The sequence below is a fragment of the Bradyrhizobium sp. Pa8 genome (genome assembly GCF_052588265.1).
Genome location: NZ_CP176767.1, coordinates 2,011,318 through 2,033,869, shown reverse-complemented (window position 1 = coordinate 2,033,869; position 22,552 = coordinate 2,011,318). Strand labels below are relative to the sequence as shown.

19 protein-coding genes are annotated in these 22,552 nt (G+C 64.0%); 10 read left to right on the top strand and 9 right to left on the bottom strand.

The features are described from left to right. The first annotated feature begins 326 nt into the window (after positions 1–326). Positions 327–941, top strand: coding sequence for a LabA-like NYN domain-containing protein (locus ACKWRH_RS09250; RefSeq protein ID WP_445220253.1), 615 nt, complete (start codon positions 327–329; stop codon positions 939–941). Between the two features lie 24 nt (positions 942–965). Here the strand turns inward: ACKWRH_RS09250 and pcaG are convergent, their stop codons facing one another. Both pcaG and pcaH read right to left on the bottom strand, forming a co-directional pair. Beyond that, positions 966–1,592 (bottom strand): protocatechuate 3,4-dioxygenase subunit alpha, encoded by a 627-nt coding sequence (gene pcaG / locus ACKWRH_RS09245; protein ID WP_445220252.1) that lies wholly within the window; start codon positions 1,590–1,592, stop codon positions 966–968. 4 nt (positions 1,593–1,596) lie between these two features. Continuing rightward, positions 1,597–2,379 carry a protocatechuate 3,4-dioxygenase subunit beta gene (gene pcaH / locus ACKWRH_RS09240; RefSeq protein WP_041955084.1) on the bottom strand — a complete coding sequence of 261 codons (783 nt, stop codon included), beginning with the start codon at positions 2,377–2,379 and terminating at the stop codon, positions 1,597–1,599. Between the two features lie 95 nt (positions 2,380–2,474). Between pcaH and ACKWRH_RS09235 the strand changes: the two genes are divergently transcribed. The 3 genes from ACKWRH_RS09235 (at position 2,475) to ACKWRH_RS09225 (ending at position 6,796) form a co-directional block, all read left to right on the top strand. Beyond that, a complete protein-coding gene (locus tag ACKWRH_RS09235; RefSeq protein WP_445220251.1) occupies positions 2,475–3,404 on the top strand; it encodes a LysR family transcriptional regulator in 930 nt (309 codons plus the stop codon). 80 nt (positions 3,405–3,484) lie between these two features. Beyond that, entirely contained in the window at positions 3,485–4,789 is a 1,305-nt protein-coding gene (gene pncB / locus ACKWRH_RS09230) for a nicotinate phosphoribosyltransferase (protein ID WP_445220250.1), read from the top strand. Positions 4,790–5,053: 264 nt separating this feature from the next. Further along, complete coding sequence (locus ACKWRH_RS09225) at positions 5,054–6,796, top strand: peptidoglycan D,D-transpeptidase FtsI family protein (protein WP_445220249.1); 1,743 nt, start codon at positions 5,054–5,056, stop codon at positions 6,794–6,796. 605 nt (positions 6,797–7,401) lie between these two features. Here the strand turns inward: ACKWRH_RS09225 and ACKWRH_RS09220 are convergent. Continuing rightward, complete coding sequence (locus ACKWRH_RS09220; protein WP_445216185.1) at positions 7,402–8,436, bottom strand: IS110 family transposase; 1,035 nt, start codon at positions 8,434–8,436, stop codon at positions 7,402–7,404. Positions 8,437–8,804: 368 nt separating this feature from the next. Between ACKWRH_RS09220 and ACKWRH_RS09215 the strand changes: the two genes are divergently transcribed. After that, positions 8,805–10,121, top strand: coding sequence for a GGDEF domain-containing protein (locus ACKWRH_RS09215; protein ID WP_445220248.1), 1,317 nt, complete (start codon positions 8,805–8,807; stop codon positions 10,119–10,121). A 461-nt stretch (positions 10,122–10,582) separates the two neighbouring features. Here the strand turns inward: ACKWRH_RS09215 and ACKWRH_RS09210 are convergent, their stop codons facing one another. Further along, entirely contained in the window at positions 10,583–11,188 is a 606-nt protein-coding gene (locus ACKWRH_RS09210; RefSeq protein WP_445220247.1) for a hypothetical protein, read from the bottom strand. On the opposite strand from ACKWRH_RS09210, the gene ACKWRH_RS09205 reads away from it, so the two are divergent. Beyond that, complete coding sequence (locus tag ACKWRH_RS09205) at positions 11,187–13,016, top strand: autotransporter outer membrane beta-barrel domain-containing protein (protein WP_445220246.1); 1,830 nt, start codon at positions 11,187–11,189, stop codon at positions 13,014–13,016. The two genes, ACKWRH_RS09210 and ACKWRH_RS09205, sit on opposite strands and share 2 nt — an antisense overlap. Positions 13,017–13,029: 13 nt before the next feature. On the opposite strand, the gene ACKWRH_RS09200 is transcribed toward ACKWRH_RS09205, so the two are convergent. Then, positions 13,030–13,662 carry a TetR/AcrR family transcriptional regulator gene (locus ACKWRH_RS09200; RefSeq protein WP_445220245.1) on the bottom strand — a complete coding sequence of 211 codons (633 nt, stop codon included), beginning with the start codon at positions 13,660–13,662 and terminating at the stop codon, positions 13,030–13,032. A gap of 51 nt (positions 13,663–13,713) precedes the next feature. On the opposite strand from ACKWRH_RS09200, the gene ACKWRH_RS09195 reads away from it, so the two are divergent. From ACKWRH_RS09195 to ACKWRH_RS09185, 3 genes are all read left to right on the top strand, one after another. Next, positions 13,714–13,980 (top strand): hypothetical protein, encoded by a 267-nt coding sequence (locus tag ACKWRH_RS09195; RefSeq protein ID WP_445222360.1) that lies wholly within the window; start codon positions 13,714–13,716, stop codon positions 13,978–13,980. Positions 13,981–14,342: 362 nt separating this feature from the next. Beyond that, positions 14,343–17,747, top strand: coding sequence for an acyl-[ACP]--phospholipid O-acyltransferase (locus tag ACKWRH_RS09190; protein WP_445220244.1), 3,405 nt, complete (start codon positions 14,343–14,345; stop codon positions 17,745–17,747). After that, complete coding sequence (locus ACKWRH_RS09185; RefSeq protein ID WP_445220243.1) at positions 17,740–18,432, top strand: esterase/lipase family protein; 693 nt, start codon at positions 17,740–17,742, stop codon at positions 18,430–18,432. Before ACKWRH_RS09190 ends, ACKWRH_RS09185 begins: the two co-directional genes overlap by 8 nt. Here the strand turns inward: ACKWRH_RS09185 and ACKWRH_RS09180 are convergent. From ACKWRH_RS09180 to tcuA, 4 genes are all read right to left on the bottom strand, one after another. After that, on the bottom strand, positions 18,425–18,991 hold the full coding sequence (locus ACKWRH_RS09180) for a disulfide bond formation protein B (RefSeq protein WP_445220242.1): 567 nt from the start codon (positions 18,989–18,991) through the stop codon (positions 18,425–18,427). The genes ACKWRH_RS09185 and ACKWRH_RS09180 overlap by 8 nt on opposite strands. Positions 18,992–19,001: 10 nt before the next feature. Continuing rightward, positions 19,002–19,160 carry a DUF5993 family protein gene (locus ACKWRH_RS09175; RefSeq protein ID WP_445220241.1) on the bottom strand — a complete coding sequence of 53 codons (159 nt, stop codon included), beginning with the start codon at positions 19,158–19,160 and terminating at the stop codon, positions 19,002–19,004. Between the two features lie 70 nt (positions 19,161–19,230). Beyond that, on the bottom strand, positions 19,231–20,337 hold the full coding sequence (gene tcuB, locus ACKWRH_RS09170) for a tricarballylate utilization 4Fe-4S protein TcuB (RefSeq protein WP_445220240.1): 1,107 nt from the start codon (positions 20,335–20,337) through the stop codon (positions 19,231–19,233). Then, entirely contained in the window at positions 20,324–21,715 is a 1,392-nt protein-coding gene (gene tcuA, locus ACKWRH_RS09165; RefSeq protein WP_445220239.1) for an FAD-dependent tricarballylate dehydrogenase TcuA, read from the bottom strand. The genes tcuB and tcuA overlap by 14 nt, the downstream gene beginning before the upstream one ends. Before the next feature lie 149 nt (positions 21,716–21,864). Between tcuA and ACKWRH_RS09160 the strand changes: the two genes are divergently transcribed. Next, positions 21,865–22,548, top strand: a complete 684-nt coding sequence (locus ACKWRH_RS09160) for a GntR family transcriptional regulator (RefSeq protein ID WP_445220238.1) — start codon at positions 21,865–21,867, stop codon at positions 22,546–22,548. Positions 22,549–22,552: the final 4 nt, after the last annotated feature.

Here is a 22,552-nt window from a genome sequence, read left to right as displayed (position 1 = left end):
CGGCCAGCCGTATCCGTGATCGCGCCGGGCTGTCGAGATCCGAACTGGCGCACCACTTACCTTCGTATAGAGCATCCAACCCTTTGGATACGCGCCGTTTACCTCCGTACAATTGAGCGTGGCATGCGCACGCCTTAACGTGACTGCATTCGGAATCCTGGCGCTGATAGCAGCAACCTCCCTTAACTGGCGCGGGACGGCCCCCCTCCGGCCGTCTGCGCCGCCTTTTTCCGCGGGCCATCGGCGACTTCGGCGTTTTCCGGCCGGCACACAGCCCTGACGGCTGAACCCGCCGGCTTCCATGCGGAACTGGGGATTTGTGCAGAATGTCTTCGCTTGAGAAGATTGCGGTCTTTATCGATGGCCCCAATCTCTATGCCGCCACCAAGGCGCTCGGTTTCGATATCGACTACAGGCGCCTGCTCGGCGAATTTCACGGCCGAGGTACGCTGCTGCGAGCCTTCTACTACACGACCGTGAGCGAGGATCAGGAATACTCGTCAATCCGCCCGTTGATCGATTGGCTCGACTATAACGGGTACACCGTCGTCACCAAGCTCGCCAAGGAGTTCGTTGACGCCACGACCGGCCGCCGCAAGGTGAGGGGCAGCATGGATGTGGAACTCGCCGTGAATGCCATGGAGCTCGCCGAGCACGTCAATCAGATCGTGCTGTTCTCGGGCGATGGGGATTTTCGTTCACTGGTGGAAGCCGTGCAACGCCGCGGTGTCCGCGTGACGGTCGTCTCCACGCTTGCGAGCCAGCCTCCCATGGTGGCCGACGAACTACGCCGGCAGGCCGACGTCTTCATCGATTTGACAGAACTGAAGCCAAGAGTGGGGCGCGCCCCGGCCGAGCGGCCGGGATCGCGCGAGATGCGCCAGCAACCACCGCAAGCCACCACGCGCGGATCGATCAATCGAGGCGACCAGGTGGAATGATCCTGCGGGACGACCGCCGGATCGTCAGACGTCGAAGAACACTGTCTCCTCCGCCCCCTGCAGATTGATCGTGAAGGAGTACACGACCTTGCCGGCGCGCTCACCACGCGTGGCGATCAGCGTCGCGCGCCGCGCCGGCGGCTCGACCAAATTGAGCACGGGGTCGGCGGCATTCGCGGCTTCTTCGTCGGAGAAATAGAGTCGCGTATTGAGGCCGATGTTGATGCCGCGCGCGACGATCCAGATATTGACGTACGGCGCGCATCTGCGGCCTGCCTTGTCCGTGATCGCGCCCGGCTTGATGGTCTCGAAAGTGACGATGCCGCTGTCGAAATCAGAGCCGGCGCGGCCCCAGCCGCGAAACTCATCGTCCGGCGCGCCGGCGGAACGATCGGCCGGATGGTTGTAGCGGCCGGACGCATTGGCCTGCCAGATCTCCAGGAGCACATCGCGCAGCGGCGTGCCCGCGCCGTCGAGCACGCGGCCCTCCAGCGTGATACGCTCGCCTTGCGTGCGTGGCGTCACAAGCACGTTGGAAAAGTTCTTCTCGAAGATGTCGAAACCGGCCATGGCCGGGATCAGGCCGATATGGACGTAGGGCCCGGCGGTCTGCGAGGCTGTTTCCTTGAGATAGTTGAGCGGCTGCGGCATTGGCTCAGTTCCCCGCGGTGCGATTTTCGAAATAGGTGGAACGCTGGCCGCGCAGCACGATGTCGAAGCGGTAGGCGAGCGAGTCGAACGGCGTCGAGGCGTTGAGGTCGAGCGGCGCAACGAGGCGGTCGAGCGCGTCCTTGTCCGGAATCGTCGTCAGGATCGGGCAGACCGGGATCAGGGGATCGCCCTCGAAATACATCTGGGTGATCAGCCGCTGCGCAAAGCCCGAGCCGAACACCGAGAAGTGGATGTGGGCGGGACGCCAGCTGTTGACGAAGTTGCGCCAGGGATAGGGGCCCGGCTTCACGGTGCGGAAATAATAGTAGCCGGTGTCGTCGCTCAGCGCGCGGCCGCAGCCGCCGAAATTCGGATCGATCGGGGCGAGATAGGTGTCCTTCTTGTGCCGGTAGCGACCGCCGGCATTGGCCTGCCAGAACTCGACCAGCGTGTTCGGCACGCCGCGGCCGGTCTCGTCGAGCACGCGGCCATGGACGATGATGCGCTCACCCACGGGATCGCCGTCCTTGGCGTAGTTGCGGATCAAATCATTGTCGAGCGGGCCGAGATCGTTGTGGCCGAACACCGGACCCGTGATCTCCGAGACCGAGTTCTCGATCGACAGCAGCGGCTGGCGCGGCGAGCGCAGCACCGAGGATTTGTAGCCGGGCGCATGCGCCGGCGGATGGATCGAGTGGTCGCGCTGGAAGAAGCCGCCGTCACGCGGGGTGAACGGCTCGGGTCGGTTGAGGCGGGGATCCTGCAAGGCTGGCGCCTGGACATTCATCGGCGTTGTCTCTCCCTGTGGCGCCCGGGTCCGGGGGCGCGGCTTATCGGGAGATCATGGGAGGATCTATTCTCAAGATAAATGGATCGATTATAATGAATTACATGAAGGAAATCGATCATTTGGCGCTCGACGGCCACGCCCTCGAACTGTTCCTTGCCGTGCTGGAGGAAGGCTCGGTCACGGCGGCAGCAACGCGGCTTGGTCTGACGCAATCAGCGGTCAGTCACGGGCTGAACAAGTTGCGGCGGATCGCGGGTGATCCGCTGTTTGCCAAATCCGGCCGCGGCATCGTCGCCACCGCTCATGCCCAGGCATTGGCTGCGAAAGCGCGGGCGCTGATCGACGAGATGCGCAGCTTTGCCGGCGGCGTCACCTTCGAGCCGGCACACGCGCAGCTTTCGCTGACGATCGCCGCCAATGATTTCCAGCGCGATCTGCTGTTGCCGCGGTTCTTCGATCATGTCGCGGGACAGGTCAGGAGCCTGAACCTGCGCGTGATCCCCTCGCAGTCACCGTCGCCCGCGATGCTGCGCGAAAACCGCTGCGATCTCATGGTCACGCCGCTGCCGCCATCCGGCGTGGACATCGTGCAGAAGCGGCTGCTCAGCGATCATTACGTCTGCTACTTCGATCCCAAGGCGCGCACCGCGCCAGCCGGCCGCAGCGCCTATCTCGCGGCACGCCACATCACGGTGGTCTATACCGACAACGAGCGGCTCGACTTCGACCGCCGGCTGGCGGCGAACGGCTTTCTTCGTGACATCGCCATCTCCGTGCCGAGCTTTTCCGGCGTACCGCCCTTCCTGCGCGGCTCGCAGATGCTGGCGAGCATGCCGAGCCTGCTCGCCTCCGGTGTGATGCGCGGTTTCGCGCATGTCCCGATTCCGCTAGCGTCGCGGACTAAGACGCTGGCCGAGCTGCCGATGTTCATGGTCTGGCATCAGCGCTATCAGAAAGACCCGGCCCATCGCTGGATCCGCGGCCAGCTCGAAACCGTGGCGGCAACGGCGGCCGGAGACTGAGCCTCGGTCACGGTTTCAGGGAAGTCTGCCCTTCGCCAAACCCACTGGTTGCGCGAGGGCCGCCACGCTAGAATTCGGCCATGACAGTGACCGACATTGCGAGCCGGACCTACAATCATAGCTGGCGGCTGGATCCCATCATCCGCAGCCTGCTGGATACCGACTTCTACAAGCTATTGATGTTACAGATGATTCGAGAGGACTATCCGGATCAGCAGGTGACATTCTCGGTCATCAACCGTTCGCGCCATGTGCGGCTGGCCGAGATCATCGACGAGGGCGAGCTGCGCGCCCAGCTCGACCACGCCCGCACCATCCGCTTCGCCAAGAAAGAGCTGATCTGGCTTGCCGGTAACACCTTCTACGGCAAGACCCACATGTTCTCGGCGGACTTCATCCGCTGGCTGGCCGAATTCCGGCTGCCCGAATACGAGCTGCGCAAGGTCGAGGGCCAGTACGAGCTGCATTTCCACGGTCCCTGGACCCACACCACGATGTGGGAAATTCCGGCGCTCGCCATCCTCAACGAGTTGCGATCGCGCGCCGCGATGAAGGGCCGCGGCCGCTTCGAGCTCGACGTGCTCTATGCCCGTGCCAAGGCCAAGCTGTGGACCAAGGTCGAGCGGCTGCGCCAGCTCGAGAATTTGCGGCTCTCCGACTTCGGCACCCGCCGTCGCCACGGCTTCCTCTGGCAGCGTTGGTGCGTCGAGGCGGTGAAGGAAGGCCTGGGCCCGTCCTTCATCGGCACCTCCAACGTGCTGCTGGCGATGGACAATGACCTCGAAGCCATCGGCACCAATGCGCATGAGCTGCCGATGGTCGCGGCCGCGCTTGCCAAGGACGACGAGGAGTTGCGCTGGGCGCCCTATCGCATTCTCGACCAATGGCGCCAGACCTACGGCGGTAATCTCCTGATCGCGCTGCCCGACGCCTTCGGCACCAAGGCCTTCCTGCGCGATGCGCCGGAATGGGTCGCCGACTGGACCGGCTTCCGCCCCGACAGCGCACCGCCGATCCAGGCCGGCGAGGAGATCGTTGCCTGGTGGCAGAAGAAGGGCCGCAACCCCAAGGACAAGCTGCTCGTGTTTTCCGACGCGATGGATGTCGGCTCGATCGAGGAGACCTATCACCACTTCACCGGCCGCGTGCGGCTCTCGTTCGGCTGGGGCACCAACCTCACCAACGATTTCGTCGGCTGTGCGCCGGACGGCTCGTTCAATCTCGATCCGATCTCGCTGGTCTGCAAGGTGTCGTCGGTCGACGGACATCCGGCCGTCAAGCTCTCCGACAATCCGGAGAAGGCGACCGGCATGCCGTCGGAGATCGAGCGTTATTTGCGCGTGTTCGGCGATGTCGGACGGGTGCGTCAGCCGGTGCTGGTCTAGGTCGTGTACTCATAAACCGTCGGCGATGTCCGCTTTGCTCCGATACCCACCGCCTTTTGTGCGACGGCAGCAAATGTCGCGATGAGTCAGCAGCGTTCCCCCGCGGATGGAGGAAGGGACAAAAGCGAACATCAAAAAAGATGTTCGGCGCAATATTTCTATCAAAGGTTTCTTAATCCTGCGCCCATTACTGAGGGGTGAACGGCCTGCCCAAAGAAGCCTCCGATGCGTGGCAAACCACCAATTTCCAGCAAACAAGCGGTAATGAGCGCCACACCCCGGCCAAAACAACCTGAACGGTGGCGGCACAAACTCATCCGCAATCTGCTCTACGGGCGCAATGTCGATCGCGCCGCGAAAGCGCGCGCGCGTGTTGGCCTCGCGATGCTGGCCTTTGCGGCGGTCTATGCCATGATCGGCGGGCGGCTCGTGATGTTCGCGATCGGCGCCGACGCCCACAGCGCGCGACGCGCGGCCTCGCAGGAGGTGGTTGCGACCGCGCGGCCCGACATCGTCGACCGTAACGGTGAGATCCTCGCCACCGACGTCAAGGCCGGCAGCATGTTCGGCGAGCCGCGCCGCATCATCGACAAGGACGAGGCGATCGAGCTTTTGACCGCGACCGTGCCCGACCTCGACGAAGCCGAGGTGCGCGATCGCCTGTCGTCGCGCAAGGGTTTCGTCTGGCTGAAGCGCGAGATCACGGCCAAGGAGCAGCTCGACATCCACAAGCTGGGCCTGCCCGGCATCGGCTTCCTGCGCGAGAACAAGCGCGTCTACCCGACCGGTAACGAGGTCGCCCACCTCATTGGTCTGGTCAACATCGACAACCAGGGCATCGCCGGCATGGAGAAGTGGCTCGACAATCAGGGGCTCGCCGATCTCCACCGCGCCGGCTTTGCTACCGACCGCCTGCAGAAGCCGATCGAGCTGTCCGTCGATTTGCGCGTCGAGCACGCACTGCGCGACGAGCTGCTCAAGGCCAAGGAGAAGTTCCACACCAAGGCCGCCTCCGGGCTTGTCACCAACGTCAACACCGGCGAAATCATCGCGATGGTCTCGGTGCCGGATTTCGATCCGAACAATCCGAAGGAAGCGCACGACCCGGACCGCATCAACCGCCTGACCACCGGCGTCTACGAGATGGGCTCGACCTTCAAGGCGTTCACGCTCGCGATGGCTCTCGACACCGGCAAGTACGGTCTCGACTCGCTGTGGGACGCGCGCGGGCCGCTGCACTACGGCAAGTTCGCGATCCATGACGACGAGCCGAAGGGCCGCTTCCTGAACATGAAGGAGGTGTTCACCTTCTCCTCCAACGTCGGCGCAGCGCGGATCGCGCTGTCGCAGGGCGTGGAGGCGCACAAGGCATTCCTGCGTAAGATGGGGCAGCTCGAGCGGCTGCGCACCGAGCTGCCGGAGAGCGCCTCGCCGATCCTGCCGCGGCGCTGGAGCGAGCTGAACACCATCACCATCGCGTTCGGCCACGGCATGGCAGTCGCGCCGTTGCAGGCCGTGATGGGCGTCAGCGCGCTTGCGAATGGCGGCCTGCTGATTCCCCCGACCTTCCTCAAGCGTTCCGAAGAGGAAGCGCGGGCGATCGCAAAGCGCGTGATCAAGCCGGAGACCTCGGACAAGATGCGGTTCCTGATGCGGTTGAACGCCGAGATCGGCACGGCGCGCAGGGCGGACGTGAAGGGCTATTATATCGGCGGCAAGACCGGCACCGCGGAAAAGGTGGTCAACGGCCGTTATGCCAAGAAGAAGGTGCTGACTGCGTTCACCGCGATCCTGCCGGCCGACAAGCCGAAGTACCAGCTCCTGATCATGCTCGACGAGCCGCAGCCGCTGAAGGAGACCTACGGCCAGATCGCGTCGGGCTGGAACGCCGTTCCGACCGCGGGCAATGTCATTGCCCGTATCGGACCGCTGCTCGGCATCGAGCCACGGTTCGACCTGCCGCCTGCGGACCGCCTTAGTCTTGCAGCTTCAACAGCGCGTCAGTAGGAAAAGAGCGCGGCAGCGGCGCATTGATGAGTCCGCAATGCTGGCGATTGCGCTCGCTAACAAGCTAGCCCGGACCGCCTGGGCAGGACCATGCATATGGGTTATTTTTGACGGTACCCGCTGGGATTGTCGGTGGGGTGATGTCCGCTTTTACCCCGTAAGCGTCCGACTGGGGCCTGCCCGGAAGCGTTGCGTCCGGTCAGCCCCCTGTGATTCAAGCTTCGAAACTGGGGCTCGAATCATGCGCCACGAACTCGCCGATCATGAATGGATTGCCATCAAGCCCATGCTGCGTCCAACTCGCATCTATCCGGCTATGGCTTGCTGCCCGTTATGAGTCCACGCCCTTCTGTAATGGGCCCGATGATGTCAAGCCTCCCGAGTGAACGTCACGCCGCCGAGCTCATGCTTCTGTCCGTGGTCGACGCCTGGCCGCCACATCATGCTGTCAGAGGGAGCGGTGAGCCTATCTAGATACGCGTGGTTCGTCAGACGACGGCCACTGGGCGTGTAACGGCTTCACCGGATCCACCGTCCCGGCGACGGGACTTCGGGCATTGGGCTTCAGTTCAGCCCGGTTGCGTTCTTAATTTCCTCCGCCTGTTCTATGCCGCTATCGGCCCCGCTTCAGCCCATCGGTAAGTTGTGCCGTCGACCCAGATCCGATGCAAGATCACTGCGAGCTTACGTGCCAGGGCGACTTTTGCGCGCTTCGAGCCTCGCCGTTTGGCGACGTCCATCCCCCAGCGCTTGAGTTTCGAGAACCGTGTGATACGCGATAGCAGAACGTTGGCGGCTTCATACAAGACCGTCCGCACCGTCTCATCGCCGGCCAGCGTGATTCCGCCCGTGACGTCCTTTTCTCCCGATTGATATTTCTTTGGTGTGAGCCCGAACAGCGCGCCTGCTGCCTTTGACTTTGCAATGCGCTTAGGATCATCAATCGCCGATTTGTAGGTAATAGCCACTAGGGGACCAACGCCTGGCACTGTCATCAGCCGGCGACAGACCGCATCGTCACGCACAGCTGCCAGCACAGCCTTGTGTAGCCTTCCGTATTCTGCCTTCAGGGTCGATCGCGCCGAAAGCATCGCATCGGCAATGCGCTCCAATGTCGCCTGGCCCGCAACCAGCTCTCGAATCCGCGCTTCGAAATTCCTTCGCGTCACCGGACCAACCTTCAGACCGAAGCCGCGCAAAATCCCTCGGATACTTAGTTCTACATCGATGAGCCGCCCGAGAAGCTGTTTGCGTGCGATCAGGAGTGCCCGGATCTCTTGCGCGTCAACCGACTTTACGTGTACCGATCGATACCACCCCATCCGGATCAACTGGGCGATCCCGCGGGCATCCTTCCGATCCGTCTTAACCGTCATTGCAGACAACGCGGCCTTCACGTGCCGCGTTTCCAGCAGAACTGTTTCGAATCCTGCACCTCTCAGGCCCGCATGCAGCCATTGCGACAGCGGCCCAGCCTCCAGCCCGATCCGCTTCACTGCAAAGCCGAGCGCCTCAAAAAGCTCAACTAAGGCGCCGGGCTCGCTTGCGACCTTTGCTTCCCTCAGGATCTTACCCTGGGCGTCCACAACACACACGCTCGACAGTTCCAATGACACGTCGATTCCGGCATAATTGTCCACGGCTGTCCTCCGTCTCCAGATGCTTGGGGCCGACTCAAATCGTGACCCCGTTTCATCATCTATCGGGGGACAGCCACCATCATGACCCCTTGCTCGGAGCCGGGCCCATTACCGCATCTAGCACCGGACCAAACTCTCTCGATCAGGTAAACCGCGCAGGACGAATGCGAGGCATTGGTTTCGCCACGACCGCATCGGTTCCGGTTCGTCGGCATTTGCAACGATCTGCGGGCATCCGCTTCACGACGCTTTCACCCTGCAGTGCAGTCGCCTGCGTCTTTGGGGTCGAGTTAAGCAACTTTCCCCTCTACTTGGCGTTGCAGGCGCGACGCTCCGGTGGGGTCGTTGATCGATTTGGGGAATGCAGGGTGTTTCGCAGAACAGCGACGTCGACGAAGGGGCGTAGTTTCCTTCACGTCATCAAACTTGTCTCGCCATTCTTGATGGTCGTCGTGCTCCAGGCAACGATCGCGGGATTCAGCCTCGAGGTGATGTCATCGGTCCGCGCCTATGTCGCGGGCGAAGCGATGTGGTCGCGGTCACAGAAGAACGCCGTCTATTTCCTCAATCTCTATCTGCATTCAGGCGAGGCGAGCCAGTTCACCCACTATCAGGCGTCCCTCGCCGTTCCCATCGGCGATGAGTTCGCGCGCTGGGCACTCGAGCGCGATCCGGTCGACGTCGAGGCCGCCCGCGTCGGGTTTCTGCAAGGCGGCAACCATCCCGATGACGTTCCGGGATTGATCTGGCTGTTCCGTTATTTCAGCCGCGTCAGCTTCCTCCAGGAAGCGATCCACGAGTGGGCGGCCACCGATCCCATGCTGCTGGAGCTCAGCGTGTTCGGCGAGGTCATCCGGTCCGAGCTGGCGCACGGACCCATTGAGGACCGCGACCGCCTGCGGCTGCTGTCGTCGCGGCTCTCGGAGCTCAACGCGCAGTTCACGGTGCATGCAAAGCGGTTCTCGACTGTCCTCGGCGAAGGCTCCCGCGCCATCAAGGTGACGCTGACGTGCCTCAACATCGTGGCGGCCGCGACACTGATCCTGCTCCTGATCTGGCACACGCGGCGCTTGATGCTACAACGACAGGCGTTCGAGGATGCGTTGCATGCCGAGAAGGAGCGCCTAGCATGGCAGGCATCGCACGACTGGTTGACCGGCCTGTCCAACCGCCGCGCCTTCGAGGCGCGCCTGCAAAGCGTGCTGGACACCACCGCGGCGGGCTCGCTGGGCCTGATCCTGCTCGACCTCGACCAGTTCAAGAGCGTCAACGACACCTGCGGCCACCTCGCCGGCGACCGCCTGCTCTGCCAGGTCTCGCGCCTGCTGCAACAGGAGCGTGGACCGCATGATCTGGTGGCCCGGCTCGGCGGCGACGAATTCGGCCTGATCCTGCCGCAATGCTCGCCCTCGACCACCGTCGATATCGCCGAACGCCTGCGCAGATCGCTCGAGCTGTTCATCTTCGCCTGGGATGATCGTTGCTTTGCGGTGACCGCCAGCATCGGCGTGGCCTGTATCGCGGACGGCAACACCACGCTCGAGGACGCCATGCGGCGCGCGGATGCCGCCTGCTACCGCGCCAAGGAAAAAGGGCGCAACCGGGTACAGGTCGACAACGGCAGACCGGACGTCGTCGTCGTTGCAACCCGTCCGCGCGAGGCCGTCGCAGCGCGAGGTCGATAGGCACCGGCGCCCGCTCACCCCCGGCGTCCGTTTGCGGACATCGTCCAACGGCGTCGCGACGGCGCGGCTATGTGACGCCGCGGCCACATTGCTCCCAAAAAACTGCGTCTTTCGCTTTCCGCCACACCGCCTTGCGCGCTGATCCACGATGGCCAGAACCTCCCCCGCTAAGCATGGCACTCCCCAATATTGCGGCGCGAATCCACCGGGACGTGCCGTGAGAGGAGTTCGGAAGTGCCTTGGAATGATATGCCTGCCCCGCGCAATATTCTTCATGCGAAGACGCCCCGGCGACGTACGTTTCTTCTGAACACCGCGATCGGTGCCCTTGCCGCAAGCAGTTCGCTTTGGTGGCTCAACATGCCGGCAGAAGCGGCATGCGTGATTGGCGGAAGCGGCGCGCAGACGGCACTTCAGTCGGGCGATTCCATTACCTGCACCGGAGCAGGCAATACCCACATTCAAACGGCGTTCGGGGCCAGCGGCGTCGCCGTCAACATTGGCGACGGCACCTTGACCTCTCTTAACGAGCCCACCTTTTCTGGCATCACCTTCGCTGGAGCGGTGAATAGCTCAATCAAGGTTTTCAACAGTGCCTCGATCGTGTCCGCCAACAGCGACAGCATCGTGTTGTCGGATGGCGGCAACAACACTGTGACAATAGATGCGGGCGCTACGGTTGGCACGTCTATTTCCGGCACGGTGGGACTTGGCCTTGCCAATTCGAACAACAACATCATCGTGATCGCAGGTACGGTTGGAAGCGCCGTTTCCGGAACCTCGGGTGTTGGCATTTTCGCCGGAGCGGCGAACAACCAGCTGAACATTCTGTCGAGCGGCTTTGTCCTGGCGAGCGATGGTGCGGCCATCAGCCTCAACGGCGCAGCCAACGGCAACACCGTCAACAACGCCGGCATAATCTCGAGTGCTTCGAATTCCGCGATCCTTGGCTCGGCCAACCAGGACACCGTCATCAACTCAGGCACAATCCAGACCAGTGGCAGCACCGCCGTCGACCTTAAGGACGGCAGCGACGTTCTCGAGCTTCGTGCCGGATCGAACATCATGGGATACGTCAAGGCCGGCAACGGCTCGGACACGTTGCGCTTGGGCGGGACGGCCAACAGCACGTTCGACCTCGCCACATTTGGCTTCTCCAGCCAGTTCCAGGAATTCGAGGTCCTGGAAAAGACCGGCAGCTCCACCTGGACGCTGACGGGCATCACGATGGACGCGACCGCCACCATGAACGTCCAGGCCGGCACCCTCATCGTCAACGGCATGATGGCCAACATCGCGACGACCGTCAGCGGCGGCATGCTCGGCGGCAACGGCATGATCGGAAGTCTCAACGTGTTGTCGGGCGGCACGATCGCGCCCGGCAATCTCGGCCAGCTCGTGGTCAACGGCAATGCGACGTTCAATTCAGGTGCGACCTACGCGATCTCCGTCAACGCGGCCGGACAGTCCGACAAGATTGCCGCGGTGACCGCGACACTGAACGGCGGTACCGTCGCCGTCACCACGCTTGCGGGCGCCTATAACCCCTCCACGCAATACACCATCCTCAGCACGCTGAACGGCCTCACCGGAACCTTCTCCGGCGTAACGCTCAGCGGATACAATCCGCAGTTCTTCACGTCGGCCCTCAGCTATGACGGATCGTCGGTCTTCCTGACGCTCAACTACAACAACAGCGCATTGCCCACCGTCGCCCAGACGCAGAACCAGAAGGCCGTGGCCGGTGCCTTGAGTGCGTTCGGGCCCAATCTGCCCTTCCTGTCCTCCTTCGCAGGCCAGAGCGACGCCCAACTCCGTTACAATCTCGATCAGCTCTCGGGCGAGGCTGCGACCGGCGCGCAACAGGGCGCGTTCCAGTTCACGAGCCAATTCCTCGGCCTCATGCTTGATCTGTTCGTGGGTGGACGCAGTGGCATGAGCACCGGCGATACCGCGCTCAGCTTCAGCCCCGAACGCGCCGCGCTCCCTGACGATATCGCCCTCGCCTACAACAAGGTGCTAGGGACGCCGGCCATGAAAGCGCCGGCCTTTGCGGAGCGCTGGACGGCCTGGGGCACGGCGTTCGGCGGTACCAACCGCACCAGCGGCGACCCCGTCGTGATCGGCAGTCACGATCTGAGCGCGCGCACAGGCGGCGTCGCGGCCGGCGCCGATTATCATTTCGGCCGCGATGCGCTGATCGGCTTCGCGCTGTCGGGCGGCGGTACCAAATGGGACCTCGCGCAGGCGATCGGCGGCGGCAAGAGCGATGCAATCCAGGCCGGCGTCTACACCGCCCTGCGCACAGGCCCGGCCTATTTCGCCGCCTCTCTCGCCGTGGCCAATCATTGGATGTCGACCGACCGGCTCGCGCCGTTCGGCAACCAGCTCACCGCCAAATTCGACGCCCAAACCGTCGGAGGCCGCATCGAGGGCGGCTATCGCTTCGCCACGCCGATTGGCGGCTTCACGCCATACGTGGCGGCGCAGGCGCAGGCTTTTCGCACACCGACCTATACCGAGACCGATCTGGCCGGCAGCGGCTTTGGCCTGACCTATCAGGGACGCACGGCCTCCGACACACGGAGCGAGCTCGGCGCGCGCTTCGACCGCGCGACGCTGGTCACGCCGAACTCGGTCCTCACGTTGCGCGGCCGCGCAGCCTGGGCCCATGATTGGGTGAGCGATCCGACGCTCGTCGCAGCATTCCAGGCGCTGCCCGGCGCCAGCTTCATCGTCAATGGCGCAACGCCGGCAAAGAACACCGCGCTCGCATCTGCCGGTGCCGAGCTGAAGTTTTCTAACGGCGTTGCCCTGTCGGCGAAGTTCGACGGCGAGTTCGCGGCGCGCAGCACCACCTATTCCGGCACCGCGAGCCTGCGATACGCGTGGTAGCCGCTCGGCCTCTTCAAGGCGACCGTGCGCCGACCGGCACGATCCCGAGGCCGGCGAGATGCGTATCGACGAATTGCTCGACCTGCTGGCGCAGCATCTGGGGCGGCACCGCCACCATGCGCTCCTCGAGGCCGAGCGAGATGATTCCGTGCACGGCGGAAAACAGCGTGCGCGACAGCAGCGCGATCCTCACGTCGTCCGCATCCGGTAGCAGCCGCACCAGGGGTGGATGCATCAGCGCAAACGCGTCCATCACCATCTGAAGGATGTCGTCGGGATAAGGGCGGTCGTCCTCCATCCGATGCTCGAACAGCGAGCGCAGCAGGTTTGCGTGCTCGGCGAAGAATTCGAGATAAGTCTCGGCAAGCCCGTAGAGCTGGCGAACGGGATCTTCACCCGGGACTTCGCCGAGCCGTACCGTCAGCGCCTGAACGGTCTCCCGATTGACCGTCAGGATCACCCCGTCGAAGTCGCCGAACTCGTTATAGACGCTGCCCACCGAGCAATTGGCGGCCTCCGCAACGTCTCGAACTTTCAATGATCTCAGCCCCTTAGCTGAAATGATGCCGCGGGCGATCTCCAGGATCTGGAGCCTCCGCCGATTTTTTTTCTGGTCGCGCGGCGATTCTTCTTGAACATTGTTCATTTTCAAGCTACCCATGTGAACATTGTTCAAATTAACCTGGAGATCTGCAAAATGCAAACCCTCGCTGTTGATATCGCCTCCACCTTCGTCGATGACGCCGTGGCTCTGGTGACCGGCCTTGGCCGGGCCGTCCTCAGGTTCGCGATGCAGCCGATCGATCGCATCGCAAATGCCTGCGACATTGCCGGCGTGCTCACCGAGCGCCGCGCGACCTTCCGAATGTGGCGGGCGAGCCGCACCCGCGCCCGTCACGAGGGTCGCCGGTTCAGCCTGCTCGGCCGCCTCTCGCCCTTTCGCCACCTCGCTCATCTCACATGAGGCGGACGCACCCGGGACGTTCCGGTCGGCTCGAATGCAAGACCCGGTTGCAAGGAAGGACTTACCATGTCCCGACATTCGCAGCCGATGTCGCGGTCTTTGGCGATGCGGTTCAACTTTTCCTCATCGCCCGGCGCGGTATCCGGGAAGACGCGGCCGGTCCGTCCGAACCACGGCTGCGACCAGATATTTGCGAACCTAACGAGACCATTTGGAGACCAACAGGATCGGAAGGGGTCGAGGGGACAGAACAGGCCGGCGACCGTCGTCATCCAGCCATCGTTCGTTCCGTAAGCTTCCGGTCGTGACGCCTCACCGACAACGTAACAATCTCAGGCTGCCTTCCCAAAACAGGACTTGTCATGATCAGGGAATTGATGTCGTCACGCCGCTTCGCGCCGCTGTTCTGGGCGCAATTTTTCTCGGCGCTCAATGACAACGTGCTCAAGAACGCACTCGTCATCATCCTGCTTTACAGTGCCGCGACCGGTCACGGCGACGCGCTGGTGACGGTCGCAGGCGCCGTCTTCATCTTCCCCTATTTCATCCTGTCGGGGCTCGGCGGCCAGCTCGCCGACAAATACGTCAAATCGGTCGTCGCGCGGCGATTGAAGTTTGCCGAGATCTTTGCCGCGGCCTTTGCCGCCGCCGGCTTCTTCCTGCATTCGGTGCCGCTGCTGTTCACGGCGCTCGCACTGTTCGGCGTCATCGCCGCCCTGTTCGGTCCGGTGAAATACGCCATGCTGCCGGACCAGCTCGAGCTCGGAGAGCTCGCGACCGGCAACGCGCTGGTCGAAGGCGCGACCTTCATGGCAATCCTGCTCGGCACCGTCGCCGGCGGCCAGTTCGTCGCCGGCTCCGCGCATATGGGCTGGGTCGCATCGGCCGTGGTCGTGCTGGCCCTGCTGTCCTGGGCCTTCGCCTCCCGCATTCCGCAGACGACGCCATCCGCCCCCGACCTGCTCGTCAACGCCAATCCCTGGACCTCGACGCTCGGTCTGTTGAAGACGCTCTACGCGGACAAGCGGTTGTGGGACGGCACCGTGATCGTCTCATGGTTCTGGCTGGTCGGCGCCATCGTGCTGTCGCTGCTGCCGGCGCTGGTCAAGGAGGTCGTCGGTGGCACCGAAGGCGTGGTGACGCTCTGTCTTGCGACCTTCGCGGTCGGCATCGCCATCGGCTCGCTGTTCGCGGCCAGCCTGAGCCACGTCCGCCCGAACCTCGCGCTGGTGCCGATCGGCGCCATCATCATGGGGTTTGCCGGCCTCGATCTCGCCTGGGCCATCGGTGTGACCGCCAAGGGGCAGGACATCGCCGCGGTCGACTTCGCAACCTCGTTCGCCGGCCTGCGCATGCTGATCGACTTCGTCGCCTTCGCATTCGGCGGTGGCCTGTTCGTCGTTCCGTCCTTTGCCGCCGTGCAGGCCTGGTCGGCACCGTCCGAGCGCGCCCGCATCATCGCCGCCGGCAACGTGCTGCAAGCGGCCTTCATGGTGGTCGGCTCGCTGTTCGTCGCGCTGTTGCAGGCGGGCGGATTGCACGTCGGCTGGATCTTCTTCGGCCTTGGCGTCGCCAGCTTCGGCGCGGTGTGGTTCGTGCTGACCAAGTGGGGCAAGGAAGGCGTGCGCGACTTCGGCGGGCTGCTGTTCCGCGCGCTGTTCCGCACCGAGGTTCGCGGGCTCGAGAACCTGCCGCCTCCGGGCACGCGCATGCTGATCGCGCCCAACCATGTCAGCCTGATCGATGGCCCGCTGCTGCACGCCGTGCTGCCGATCGACGCCAGCTTCGCGGTCGATACCGGCATCTCCAAGGCCTGGTGGGCCAAGCCGTTCCTACGGGTGGTCAAGCACTACACCATGGACCCGACCAAGCCGCTGGCCGCGCGCGACCTGATCAAGCTGGTCGCCGCCGGCGAACCGGTCGTGATCTTCCCGGAAGGACGCATCACCGTGTCCGGCTCGCTGATGAAGGTCTATGACGGCACCGCGATGATCGCGGACAAGGCCGACGCGGTGGTCGTGCCGGTTCGCATCGAGGGCGCCCAGCGCTCGCATCTCAGCTATCTCAACGGCAGCCAGATCAAGCGCTCGTGGTTTCCGCGGGTGACGGTCACGATCCTGCCGCCGGTCAAGCTTCCGGTAGATCCGGCGCTGAAGGGCAAGGCACGCCGCAATGCCGCGGGCGCCGCACTCCAGGACGTGATGATCGATGCCATGGTCAAGAACGCCATGCTCGATCACACGCTGTTCGAAGCGCTCGGACATGCCTATCGCGACCGCGACACCGGCAAGGTCATCGTCGAGGACGCGCTCGGCACCAAGCTGACCTATCGCAAGCTGATCCTCGGCGCGCAGGTCTTGAGCCGCAAGCTTGAAGCCGGCACGGTGGCCGGCGAAAACGTCGGCGTGCTGCTGCCGAATTCCGCGGGCGTTGCCGTCGTCTTCATGGCGCTGCAAAGCATCGGCCGCGTTCCGGCCATGCTCAACTTCTCCGCCGGCCCGGTCAACGTCCTCGCCGCCATGAAGGCCGCGCAGGTCAAGACGGTGCTGACCTCGAAAGCCTTCATCGAGAAGGGCAAGCTCGACAAGCTGATGGCCGCGATCTCTGCGGAAGCCCGCGTCGTCTATCTCGAGGATGTCCGCGCCTCGATCGGCACCGCCGACAAGATCAAGGGCCTGCTCGCCAGCACCGCGCCGCGCGTCGCCCGCCAGGCCAACGATCCGGCCGTCGTGCTGTTCACCTCGGGCTCGGAAGGCACGCCCAAGGGCGTGGTGCTGTCCCACCGCAACATCCTTGCGAATGCGGCGCAGGCGCTGGCCCGGGTCGATGCCAATGCCAATGACAAGGTGTTCAACGTGCTGCCGGTGTTCCACTCCTTCGGGCTGACCGGCGGAATGATGATGCCACTGCTCGCGGGCATTCCGATCTACATGTACCCCTCGCCGCTGCACTACCGGATCGTGCCGGAGCTGATCTACCAGACCGGCGCCACGATCCTGTTCGGCACCGATACGTTCCTCACCGGCTACGCCCGCTCGGCGCATGCCTACGACTTCCGCACCTTGCGCCTGGTGATTGCCGGCGCCGAGGCGGTGAAGGATCGCACACGTCAGGTGTTCATGGAGCGCTACGGCATCCGCATCCTCGAAGGCTACGGCGTCACCGAGACCGCGCCGGTTCTGGCGATGAACACGCCGATGGCCAACCGTCCCGGCACTGTCGGCCGCCTGTCACCCCTGATGGAAAGCCGCCTCGATCCGGTCCCCGGCATCGAGGAAGGTGGACGCCTGTCGGTGCGCGGACCGAACGTGATGCTCGGTTACCTCAGGGCCGAAAATCCCGGCGTGCTCGAACCGCTCGCCGAGGGCTGGCACGACACCGGCGACATCGTTGCGATCGACCCGGCCGGCTTCATCACCATCAAGGGCCGCGCCAAGCGCTTCGCCAAGATCGCGGGCGAAATGGTCTCGCTGTCGGCGGTCGAGAGCATCGCGACGGCGCTGTGGCCGCAAGCCGCCTCGGTCGCCGTGTCGATCCCGGACCAGCGCAAGGGCGAGCGCATCGTGCTGCTGACGACGGAGAAGACCGCCGAGCGCAGTGCGATGCAGGGCCAGGCCAAGGCAATCGGCGCGTCCGAGCTGACCGTGCCCGCGGCGATCATGGTGGTCGACAAGGTGCCGTTGCTCGGCACCGGCAAGACCGACTATGTCACGGCAACGACGATGGCCCGCGAGCAGGGCGCGTCGCCGGAGCGTGAGGTTGCTTGATATCCAGCCCACGTCCGTCGCACCGGCTGATGCGCGGTGCGACGGCGTGGTCCTGCTTCATGGCATCGGCGTCGGTGCCTGGACGCTGAAGAAGCTGGATCGAGCCTTGCAGCGTCACGGCTTCGCCACGCTCAATCTCGGCTACCCCAGCCGCAAGAAGCCGCTCGAGGAGCTTGCGGAAGACATCCACCCGCCGGTCGCCGCGTTTGCAGAGCAATGCGACGGCGCTGTACACTTCGTCGCTCATTCCATGGGCGGGTTGCTCGCGAGGGTTTACATCGCGCGACATCGGCCGGCGCGGCTCGGCCGCGTCGTGATGCTGGGCACGCCCAACGGCGGCAGCGAGGTCGCCGATCTCCTGAAGGACCTCTCGCTCTACCGCGCTGTTTTCGGTCCGGCCGGCTCGCAGCTTTCGACAGCCCAGCCCCCTGTGCTCGCCGCCCTGCCGCCGCCCGATTATGCGATCGGCGTCATCGCGGGATGCCGCACCATCGCACCAATCGCCTCGGCCTTTGTCCTGCCGCGGCCCAACGACGGACGCGTTTCAGTCGAAAGCGCGAAATTGGCCGACATGGCCGACCACATCATCGTCAAGGCATCGCACACCGGACTTCCACGAAATACCGTCGCGATCGAGCAGACGATCGCGTTCCTGAACGACGGTCGCTTCAATCCGATCACTTGAGCAGGAGATAGCGAACCGGGTTGTCGTCGCACTGACCCGCGCCGCACTCCAGCACGGTGGACAAGAGATTGGCGGCAACCAGCAATGCAAAGATCGCGAAGACCGTGTTCGACGCCGCACCGTTCAAAGGCGCGTCCCCGTCTCGCTTGCCGGCCAGATCCTTCAGGACGAAGACGAGCGCGACATAACACACGATCCCGACCGCCGCGATCAGCGCCCAGGTGTAGAAATGCAGTCCAAACAGCGCCGAGCCGTATCCTGGATCGCCGGGCGCAAGATGCAGCGACACCTGCCGCATCGAGATGAAGCCGGTGACGAGGCTGGAAACGAGAATCATCGCGTAGTGCGATGGACGCTCACCGAGGCGCAGGTTGAACAGGAACCCCATGCCGACCGCGATGAACCCGGCTCTTTGCAACAGGCAAAGCGGGCAAGGCAGCTCGCCGAGCGCAAGCTGATAGGTGAACGCCACCGTCAGGATCAACGAGATCCCGAGCAGGCCGAGCATGTTCAGGATCGCGCCGACCGGCCGTTGCTCGCTCAGCTCTGCAGTGCTCATCTCGCCACCGTCAGAACGAAAATTTCAGCGGATCGGTCGCGTGGTGGAAGAACCAAGCGATGGTGATTAGGGTCGTTGCGCTCCAGAGCGCATAGCTCAATCCCGCGCGCGAACACCAGACACTCGCGCAGCCCGCGAGCGCCAGCAAAAATGGCAGAAACATATACATGAGCCCGGGCTCCCCAAGCGATTCGCGCTGTGCGCGAGCCAGGAAGACATACGTCAGCCCCGCAAGCCCCTCAAGAGCCGGCCACGCTGCGCCGCTCTTGCGCATAACGCACCAGCGCCACGAAGCGATAGATGCCGTGCACGAACTTGCCATAGGGCATGGTGATGAACAGCGCGAACACCGCGCCGAGATGCAGGGCCAGCAGCGGCCCCATGGCCGCGGTCTCGCGCAGGACAAGCAGCGCCATGCCGGTGAAACCCGTCAGAAACAGCATGGCGATGAAGCCGACGTCCATGCCATAGCGGTTCTCGTCGAGCAGCGCCGGATCACGGCGCGTTTTCGCGACGAACAGGCCGATCGGACCGACGATGAGACCGATGCCGCCGAGTGTGCCCAGCACCACGGGCAGATCCCACCATGGATACGGCGCCTCGCGGCCCCAGAGGTAGTGATAGAGCGTCGCCACCGACGTCGCGGCGAAGCACAGCAGGAAGCCGTAGAACGTCAGGTGATGAAAAAGCTTGCGCCGGTCGGTCGGCTTGTCGTCCTCGTTGTAGCAGCCGACGCCGCCGCCGTGGAGATAGCGCAGCTCGCCGGCATCGCGGATCGCCTGGAAGATTGACCCGCCGTCGGCGCGACCGCCAATCGGTGCGCCGATGTCGCGCCAGAAGGCACGCACGCTCATGACCAGCGCGAGGATCGCGTAGAGGAAGGCGGCGCTGAACAACGCGGCCATCGCATTGTGCGGCATCAGCTTGTAGAACGCGCCTGGGCCGGTGTGCACGCCGAACAATACACTGCGGTCATTCAAAGCGGCGAAGCCGAGGATGAAAGCCGCCATGCTGAGCGCGGCAATGATGCTGATGACGAGCCCGTTGCGGGCGAAGGCACCGGACAACGCCTGCGGCCAGGCATAGACCGCGTAGGACTCGGCACGCGCAACGGCCAGCGTCTTCGGAACGTTGACGTTGAACTCGTGCGGCGGCGAGAACTGGCAATCGACGTAGCAGGCGCCGCAGGAATGGCAGAGGTTTGCGAGATAGTTGAGATCGCCGTCGGAGAAGGCGCGCCGCATCTCCATGGCCGGAAACACCGCGCACAATCCCTCGCAGTAGCGGCAGGAATTGCAGACCGTCATCAGACGGTCGGCTTCGTCCAGAATTCTAGTTCCGTGCATGTTTCGCCGCTTCCCGTCCCGCGATCCGCCCGAACACGCTGCCGATGGTCATGCCCATGCCGGCCGCATAGCCCTTGCCGAGCACGTTGCCGGCCATGATCTCGCCGGCCGCGAACATGTTGGCGGACGGCTTGCCGTCAGCCATCAGCATCCGCGCCTCCTTATTCACGCGCGTGCCGAGATAGGTGAAGGTGATGCCGGGCCGCACCGGATAGGCGAGATAAGGCGGCGTCTCGATTTTGCGAGCCCAATGCGTCTTCGGCGGCGTGATGCCTTCAGTCACGCAATCGTCCAGGATGGTGTGATCGAAGGTGCCGGGGCGCACGGCCGCGTTGAATTCGGTGATCGTTTTCTCCAGCGCAGCCGGATCGAGCTCCAGCTTGCCGGCCAACTCGGCGACGGTCTGCCCTGCGATCGGCGGGAACAGCGTCGGCATGAAGCTGGTGACGACGGTGGAATCGAAGATGATGTAGGCGATCTGGTCGGGCTGTGCCGCGACCAGCCGGCCCCAGATGGCGTAACGCTTCGGCCAGATATCCTCGCCCTCGTCGTAGAAGCGCTGCGAATGCTTGTTGACGACGATGCCGAACACCACCGAATCATGACGCGTGATGATGCCGCCGTCGAATTTCGGCGCGCGAGCGTCGATCGCGACCGCGTGGCACTGGGTGGGATCGCCGACCTCCTGCACGCCCTTGTCGAGCAGTACCTTCAGGATCGAGCCGCGATTAAAGGGCGTGCCTCGGATCAGGAAATTGTCGGCGGCCTCGCCCCAATATTGCTTCAGCCATTCGATGTTGGCCTCGAACCCGCCGGCCGCGGCGACCAGCGAGGTCGCGCGGATCTCGCTCTCGCCCTTGATCGGTCGCTTGAGGCGCGCGGCGAGGAACATGCCGTCCTCGATCACGAGATCGGTGACCTCGGCGTCGTACTCGACATCGACGCCGAGCCGCTCGGCGGTGAGATAGAGCGCGTTCAGCATCGCGCGGCCGCCGCCGAGGAAGAAGGAGTTGGTGCGGCCGAGACTCAGCGTTCCCCCGAGCGAGGGCTGCCAGCGCACGCCCTGCTCCACGATCCAGTTCAAAATGTCCTTGGACTCGCGGATCATGTGGCGGGCGAGCACCTCATCGGTTTGCCCGCCGGTGACGCGCAGCAGATCCTCCCAAAACTCCTCCTCGGTGTAGGGGCCGGTGAGGATTTCGGTGGCGGCGTCATGGGCGCAGCGCATGTTGCGGGTGTGGCGGGTGTTGCCGCCGCGATAGAATTTTGGCGCGCCCTCCAGCACGAGCACCGAGGCACCGCCGCGGCGCGCCGAGATCGCCGCGCACAGCGCCGCATTGCCGCCGCCGATCACCAGCACGTCGTATTTGCTGCTCATCCCGTCTACCCGATGCGACGAAGCTAGAGACATTCTGCCGCCCATGGCCCCGATCAACCCAGGCAGTCATTGCGTACTTTTGTATACAAAGATATACATCGACCGTGCAAGTGGCATCTCTGCATGGGCAGGATGCGCCGTGAGGGAACATGGCCAAACGCGCGGCAAAGACGGACGGATCGATCGCGCGCGGCGGCGGCGTGGCGCTGGGCGAGGCCGTGTTCCGCTCGCTGTGCGAGGCGCTTCAGGCCGGCAGCTACCGCGCCGGCGACCGACTGCGCGAGGAAGAGGTCGCGCAGCGGCTGAAGGTCAGCCGCACGCCGGTCCGTGAGGCGCTTGGCCGTCTCGCGGCCCGCGGCTTCGTCGAGCCCGCTGGCGGCCGCGGGCTGATCGTGCGCGACCTCGACATTTCCGAGGTGCTCGAGCTCTACGCCATGCGCGAGATCATGGAAGGCGCTGCAGCGCGCCTGGCCGCCGAACACGCCTCAGCGCCCGAAGTCCACGCGCTCAGGGATATCGAGCAGGCCTTTGTCGAGGCGTCGGCGTCAGACGCTGCAGAGATGGCGCGGCTCAACCGCGCGTTCCACGAAGCCATCTGCCGCGCAGCGCGCAACCGCTATCTCGACAACGCCTCGCGCGAATTGCAGGACTGGATCGCGCTGCTGGGCCCGACCACCTTCACGGTGACAGGCCGTCCATCGACCAGTCACGGCGAGCACCAGGCCATCATCGACGCCATCGCCGCGCGCGACGGCGACAAGGCCGAGCAGCTTGCGAGGGCGCATATCCGCGAGGCACTACGCTGCCGGCTCAAGCTGCTGCAGAAGCAGTAGAGCG